This window comes from Paenibacillus sp. 01T422 (genome assembly GCF_056398785.1).
This window is the reverse complement of record NZ_JBFTQB010000245.1, coordinates 1-7,294: the sequence shown is the minus strand read 5'-3', so window position 1 is coordinate 7,294 and position 7,294 is coordinate 1. Positions and strand designations below refer to the sequence as shown.

General features: G+C 46.8%; 7 protein-coding genes. All 7 read left to right on the top strand.

All coding sequences use genetic code 11. The features are described from left to right. On the top strand, window positions 1–345 hold a 345-nt coding region (locus AC1DUA_RS15535), incomplete at its 5' end, for an MBL fold metallo-hydrolase (protein ID WP_477500631.1). 223 nt (window positions 346–568) lie between these two features. Further along, a complete protein-coding gene (locus tag AC1DUA_RS15530) occupies window positions 569–880 on the top strand; it encodes a hypothetical protein (RefSeq protein ID WP_477500630.1) in 312 nt (103 codons plus the stop codon). A gap of 226 nt (window positions 881–1,106) precedes the next feature. Then, the gene (locus tag AC1DUA_RS15525; protein WP_477500629.1) at window positions 1,107–2,192 is read left to right on the top strand and encodes a Gfo/Idh/MocA family protein; all 1,086 of its coding nucleotides are present in this window, start codon (window positions 1,107–1,109) and stop codon (window positions 2,190–2,192) included. 198 nt (window positions 2,193–2,390) lie between these two features. Then, window positions 2,391–3,620 (top strand): helix-turn-helix domain-containing protein, encoded by a 1,230-nt coding sequence (locus tag AC1DUA_RS15520; RefSeq protein WP_477500628.1) that lies wholly within the window; start codon window positions 2,391–2,393, stop codon window positions 3,618–3,620. Continuing rightward, entirely contained in the window at window positions 3,562–4,125 is a 564-nt protein-coding gene (locus tag AC1DUA_RS15515) for an ABC transporter substrate-binding protein (protein ID WP_477500627.1), read from the top strand. The genes AC1DUA_RS15520 and AC1DUA_RS15515 overlap by 59 nt, the downstream gene beginning before the upstream one ends. Window positions 4,126–4,555: 430 nt before the next feature. Continuing rightward, a complete protein-coding gene (locus tag AC1DUA_RS15510) occupies window positions 4,556–5,998 on the top strand; it encodes an RICIN domain-containing protein (RefSeq protein WP_477500626.1) in 1,443 nt (480 codons plus the stop codon). A gap of 135 nt (window positions 5,999–6,133) precedes the next feature. Then, on the top strand, window positions 6,134–7,294 hold a 1,161-nt coding region (locus AC1DUA_RS15505; RefSeq protein ID WP_477500625.1), incomplete at its 3' end, for a sensor histidine kinase.

Below are 7,294 nucleotides of genomic sequence, written 5' to 3'. Positions count from 1 at the left end.
ACCCGTTGGCCTGAGTTGGGCGTCCTTATTGAGACAGAACCAGCCGAGTACGCGCTGGACGAAGGACAAACGTTGGAGTTTCTGGGCATCAAGCTCAAAGTTTTCCATACGCCAGGTCATTCCCCGGGAAGCGTGAGCTTCCTGTACGACAAACACTTGTTCAGCGGGGATGTGCTGTTCAAGCTGTCAGTAGGCCGGACGGATCTGCCTGGTGGGGATAATAATGAGCTGCTGGACTCCATTCAGGATAAGCTCTTCCTCCTCGAAGACGATACAATCGTCTATCCGGGGCATGGCGGTAAAACAACGATTGGCTTTGAAAAAGATAATAATCCATATGTGTAGACGAAACAGCGAGTTGGGAATGCGTTCCTGACCGCTGTTTTTTTTGCGGGCTGATGCTAGAGGCTCGTTCGCCCATGATAGGTAACCATTTTTGGGTGATCTGGGTGTTTACCGTGTTCGTGGTGGGTGCTTCCCCATAGACTGATGTTGTAAGCTATTCACCCAACCCTAACGATAACAACCTAATGTTAAAGCTTCAATATTCTAAGGAGGTGCTCCATCCATGGAGTATGTAAAACCAACGTATCCAATTGCACCTATGCCAATGCCAGCCCCGATGCCGATGCCGATGCCAATGCCAATGCCGATGCCGATGCCAGTCGCACCGCCGCCGGCGCCTATTATGCACCACAAACCAGTTCACAATGACATTCACCTGCACGCTTCGTACCAACAAACCTCATTTGTATTCCCTAAACCAGTTGCCGCAGCGCCAGTAGCCCAAGTTTGCTCATACCCTAATAACAACGTAGGCAGCATTCTTGTTCTGTTCATTTTGCTTGTCATTATCACTCGTAGTATTTGTAAATTTTAATTATGAGTCGTTCACTCGACCCACGGCAGGAGACACCTGTGTGGGTTGTTTTTTTATGATGATGTGGTACATGCCTTGTTCTCGAAAGTTATTCAACGGTGAACCGCAAAGTAGTATCATTTTTTCACAACATAGAGTCACATTTAATCTTCTCATCTTGGTAAGCTTAGAGGGTCAACAAGAAACAATGCAGCGATAATTCATTAATGATAGGGGACTATATACGATGCAAAAAAGCGATGGCATGAATTACGCACCAGTTGGTACATTTAACTCCGTTTGCAAACCCGGCGAGTTTATATTTGCAGCAGCAGCATTGGATCACGGTCATATTTATGGGATGTGCAACGGGCTTCGCGAAGCGGGCGGCGAGTTGAAATGGGTCTATGACCCGGATCCTGCGAAAGTCGATAGATTTGTGAGCAAATTCCCTGGCGTTCGCGTTGCAAGCTCCTTGGAGGAGATTCTTCAGGACAGCGAAGTCAAGCTGGTTGCCTCAGCGGCGATTCCCAGCGATCGCGGACCTCTTGGTCTGAAGGTGATGGACAGCGGCAAAGATTATTTTACAGACAAAGCACCATTCACTACGCTAGAGCAGCTCCAAGCGGCACGCGAGAAAATTGCTCAGACAAAGCAAAAGTACGCTGTTTACTATAGCGAGCGTCTTCACTCAGAAAGCTCCAATTATGCGGAGCAGCTTATTAAACAGGGCGCGATCGGACGCGTACTTCAGGTAATCGGCCTTGGGCCACACCGTATCAACCTGTCGAGCAGACCGGATTGGTTCTTTGAGAAAGAGAAATTTGGCGGAATCCTGTGCGATATCGGAAGCCATCAGATTGAGCAATTTCTTCAGTTCACAGGCGCGAAGGATGCCAAGGTTGTACATAGTAAGGTTGCTAACTATAACCATCCGCAGTACCCGACGTTTGAGGATTTCGGCGATGCGACTTTGGTTGGAGATAATGGGGCGACGGGCTATTTCCGAGTGGACTGGTTCACACCAGATGGCTTAAGCACGTGGGGCGACGGTCGTATGACGATCCTCGGTACGGATGGTTATATTGAGCTTCGCAAATATGTGGATGTCGCCAGAGAGCAGACAGGTGATCACGTGTACCTTGTGAATGGAGATGGGGAGCAGCATTTTGCTGTGAATGGCCAAGTGGGATTCCCTTATTTCGGCCAGCTGATCCTGGATTGCTTGCACCGTACGGAGAATGCGATGACGCAGGAGCACGCTTTCAAAGCAGCAGAGTTGTGCTTGATTGCACAGCGGGATGCGATGAGAATTGCACCGGAAGGTAACTGAATAATAGCTGCTTCACGCAGCGTACGAATGAGCTGATCTCTACGGAGGTCGGCTTTCTTTCATGAAGGTGCCATTGTCGCACTGCTTCAGACTATTTTATAATAGGGGAAAGGACAAGGGGGTGCTAGCATTGCACTCGATGATCGCGGCTATACCGTTCACAAATTCGATCTCCTGCACGGCGGGAAAGGAAGTTACTTGGATATCAAGCTCACGGCGGATATTTTCGAGTATTACCTCGTGCTGTACAAAGCTAGCATTCCGCTTCCTACAATGAGAGATAAACTGAAATACATAGATAAAAGCAATCCATTCTATATGCAGTATAGTTTTTCGCCGAAGCTGCCCATGCTGTTGTATCAGAATCTGGAGCAGCTCGAGCGGGAGTGGAACGATGCTAGCGGGTTATCGAAACTGCATGCCAAAACATTGCTGTACAATTTCATTTACGAGTTGATGTGCCAGCTTCAAGATCAAAATGTGCCGATGATCCAAGGGGAGCCGGTCACGCAAGCGATCCGCTTCATCCATGAGCATTATGCAGAAGCGATTACGCTGGAGCGATTAGCGGAAGTGCTGGACTGTAGTCCAAGGCAAGTGACGCGGATGTTCAAAAGTCAGATGAGCGCAAGTCCGATTGATTACCTGATTCGCTATCGCATGGAAAAAGCCAAGAAATTGCTGCTGGATACGGATGCTTCGCTTCAGCAAATTGCTGCTGGGGTTGGTTATCAGGATGTTTATTTTTTCAGCCGCACATTCAAAAAGCATACAGGCATCGCGCCGGTTCATTTTAAGGAAAATCACCAAACGTCCCTTCACAGTCCCAATAATCCATTCATGATGTCTATATCTTCCATTGCATTGCATAGGCGAGGAGGGCATACTAATCATGAGGATAATAATCATTCTCAATATAGGAATGAAGGGGTATTACGAATGTACAGAAGTTCCAAACCGTCTATAGCATTAGTTTTATTGCTTAGTCTCACTTTGTTCGTAACGGCATGCGCAAGTTCATCAAATCCTGCTGGGGATAACGGGCAAGCGCCGGCTTCCACGAGCGGTTCCAAAGATCAAGCCGCAGGCGAACGGGTTTTAAAAGATGCATTAGGACATGAAGTGAAGGTTCCAGCCAATCCGCAGCGTGTTATCGCTTCATATTTAGAGGATCACTTGGTAGCTCTGGGCGTTAAGCCTGTTGCGCAATGGTCCATTAATAAAGGGACTACGTCCGTACAAAACTATTTGCAAAAAGATCTGAACGGCATTCCGACGATTCCTTTTGATCTTCCATTTGAAGCTGTGATGAGCTTTAGACCGGATTTGATCATTATGGACAGCGAGGAAACTGTTGCGAGTGATAAATATGATCAATACTCCAAGATTGCTCCGACCTACACGGTGGGGGGGCGAGAAAAACAATGATTGGCGCCAAGAGCTGCTGACCATCGGTGAAGTTTTGAATAAGAGCAAGGAAGCTAAGCAAGTCTTGGAAACATACGACAACAAAGCCAAGGATGCTAAGGAAAAGCTGCAAAAAGCGGTTGGCACGCAAAAGGCCGCGGCGCTTTGGGTGACAGCTAAGGCTGTTTATGTGGTAAGCGAGAAATTATCGAGCGGTGATGTGTTGTACAAAGATTTGGGACTTAACGTCCCAAGCGTAGTCCAAGAAGCTTCCAAAACAGGAACAGCTAACTGGCTCTCCCTCTCCATGGAGAAGCTCGCTACGCTGGATGCTGATTATTTGTTCATCGTCAACAGCAAAGGCGTGAGCAAAGAAGAGATTGTGAAAGACCCCGTATGGGCAGGGATTCCTGCTGTGAAAAAAGGTCAAGTTTATGACTTTGACAATAACTCTAGCTGGCTATACAGTGGCACGATTGCGAACAGCCAAATGATTGACGATGTTCTGAAAAGCGTTATAAAGTAAGTAATGAAGGTTCTTGGGACGGCAGATGCCGGCTTGGGGCCTTTTTGTTTTGGCGAAGGGGGCGGTCSCGCCGCGTTAACGATGTTTTTCATCGTTAACGTATGCTGAAAGCGCGAAATGCCCGTYGTAACGCTGAAAAACAYCGTTAYGCAAAGAGGAAGCCCCTCGCAATCGGCGCTCCTACCGCGTTAACGATGTTTTTCATCGTTAACGYATGCTGAAAGCGCGAAATGCCCGCAGTAACGCTGAAAAACACTGTTACGCAAAGAGGGAACCCCTCGCAACCGGCGGTCCCGCCGATGAACATCTTATTTTCGTATAAATGAGCACTTATACTGTAGGTTTGCATATCGATTTGAGCAATTTCATTCGAGTAAGATTATAAGCGTAAGCCTTGTTGGAATAATCTAATGGCGAAGGAGAGAGGTTAATGAGATTCATGAAAGTAAAAATGTGGCTGCTGGTATTCATGGTGATGTCAATTGCATTCTCCATCAGTATTCCTATTGCGTCGGCTGCAAGCGTTTCCATAGCGAATGGCAGCCAGTTTATTGCAACCGATGGGAGTTCGGTGCAGGCGCATGGGGGCGGGATGATCAAAGTGGGCAGTTATTATTACTGGTTGGGTGAAGATCGCGATGGCACTAATTATGTTTCTTTGTACCGTTCGACGGATTTAAAAAGCTGGGAATTCCGTGCGCATCTGTTGTCGAAGACGACCGATCCTGCACTCGCTTCTGTGAATATTGAGCGGCCCAAARTCATTTATAATGCGGCAACCAATAAATATGTGTTGTGGGCTCACAAGGAAAATGCGTGGGACTACACGGAGGCTCGTGTTTTAGTCGCTACGGCGACCAATATTGAAGGACCTTATACGTATCAGTCCGATTTCCAACCGCTTGGCAATGAATCGAGAGATATGACGGTTTTTAATGACAACGGCACAGCTTACTTGATCTCCTCGGCGGCAGGCAATTCAGAGATACACATCTACAGACTAACTTCTGACTTCCTTAATGTTCAATCTCTGGAAAAAGTATTATGGCCTGGCGAATATCGTGAAGCTCCCGCTGTGTTCAAACGGAATGGCGTGTATTTCATGGTCACGTCCGGGGCTTCCTACTGGTGGCCGAATCAAGGGAAGTATGCAACGGCAACCAGCATGAATGGAACGTGGTCTGCTCTTTCCAATCTCGGGGATTCAACCACCTACGATTCTCAATCCACCTACATTCAGCCGATTGAAGGCACTCAAACATCTTATTTATACATGGGCGACAGATGGGCTGGTGCCAACAATAAGCCTGTCAATGACTCCACGTATGTGTGGCTTCCGCTTGAATTTCCTACGAGCACCACACTTTCTATGAGCTTGTACGGGCAAATTAATGTGGATGCGGCAGCTGGCACGATGACCAGCACACCCAATGGCACATTCGGAGACGCCTCTGCAATTTACAAAGTGATCAATCGAAATAGCGGTAAATCCCTCAGTCTGACAGATAATTCTTCACTCAGCGGAGCAGATACCAATCAGTGGATTGACGGCAATACAGCMGTTCAAATGTGGAGGCTAGAGGCCGTAGATTCCACTTATTTCAAAATTATCAACGTACAGACAGGCAAGGTGCTAGGCGTCGAGAACGGTTCGTCTTCAGATGGAGCCGTCATTGAACAATGGACGGACGGCGGCTGGTGGAGCCAACATTGGAAATTCATCGGTTCCGGCAACTACTACAAAATTCAAAATCGCGCATCTGGCAAATTAATAGACGTGAACAATACTTCAAGCGCCAATGGCGAGGCAGTCATTCAATGGTCGGATAATAACGGATGGAATCAGCAGTGGTCTATGATCCGAACGAATTAGTGTTAGGAGGAGCTTGCTTCATTCAGAGGCGGCTCCTTTTTTTTGTAAAGTGAAGGATAGATAATCTCATTTAAAAACGTTACAATTACTAATCATGTGAATCTATCTTGTGAGAAAAGGGGGGAGATAGCACGAGTGAATGGGTTTCATTCCTTCCGATTTCAGCTTACTGTTCTTCATTTGCTGACATTAGTCGCTCCGACCATCATTATTATCTATTTTATGCCCAATTATTTTAAAGGAGTTATCATTGAGAATGTGACATCGGAGACAGAGCGTAGTGTGGCGGCCATAAGTCGGAATATCGAAACCTATTTGGACGAATTAGAGAAGCTGACGATCACGCCTTATTTAAATGACGAATTTATGAAAGCGCTTACCAATAGAGTCAATGCCAGAGGAATCGAAAAGGAAGCTGCGACTGCAGCTGTTAATCATTATTTGGACACGAGTTTGCGTAATTATATGAAAATGGCCCGAACGGATATCCTGGGAACAACAATGATCTTTAGTGACGGGACGTCCTCTGTGAAATCAATGGATTTATCCGATCCCGTTAAGCATTATCCATTCGACACGAGAACCTGGTACACCGGATATCCGAACATTGTGCAAGCAGACGGCCGAATTGTGTTTATCGGCGCTCATACGGAGGAGTACTGGATGGGGCGTCCCTCGAAAACGGTGTTCTCTGTTGCACGTGTAATCAAAGACTTGGATAACCAAAAGAGCCTGGCAACTATAATTGCCGATGCCGATGCGAGGGTATTTGAGCCTATGGTCAAAGAAACGCATTTTCAAGTAAATTCGATGGTCGCTATTGTCGACGAAAATCTGAAACCTTTGTATACCAGCGCACCTATTGAAGAAAGCCTTCTGCAGAAGTTGAGCGAGAATGAAGCTATTATTAGCGGGGATTCGGGACGGCGGTATCTGTTGGTTAAAAATAAGCTTAATCAGACAGATTGGTATGTTGCCGTATGGTTGCCTTATTCCGAGCTGCAATCCAAATTTCGTTGGGTATATATCGTCGGTATCCTATTCGGAATTGGAGGGCTTTCATTGACAGTTATTGTGTTCTCGATTCAATCCAGGCGAACAGTCCAACCTTTTCAGGAGATGATAGCTGTGATGAGACGGGTACAGTACGGACAGTTGGATGGGTATGTGAATGTACGAGGAAAAGATGAGATTGCTCAACTTGGCGTTGCGATGAACACGATGATCAATCGTTTAAATCAGCTGATTGAACGAGAATACCGGGCAGAGCTTAGGCTCCGCGAGGCGGAGCTGCGT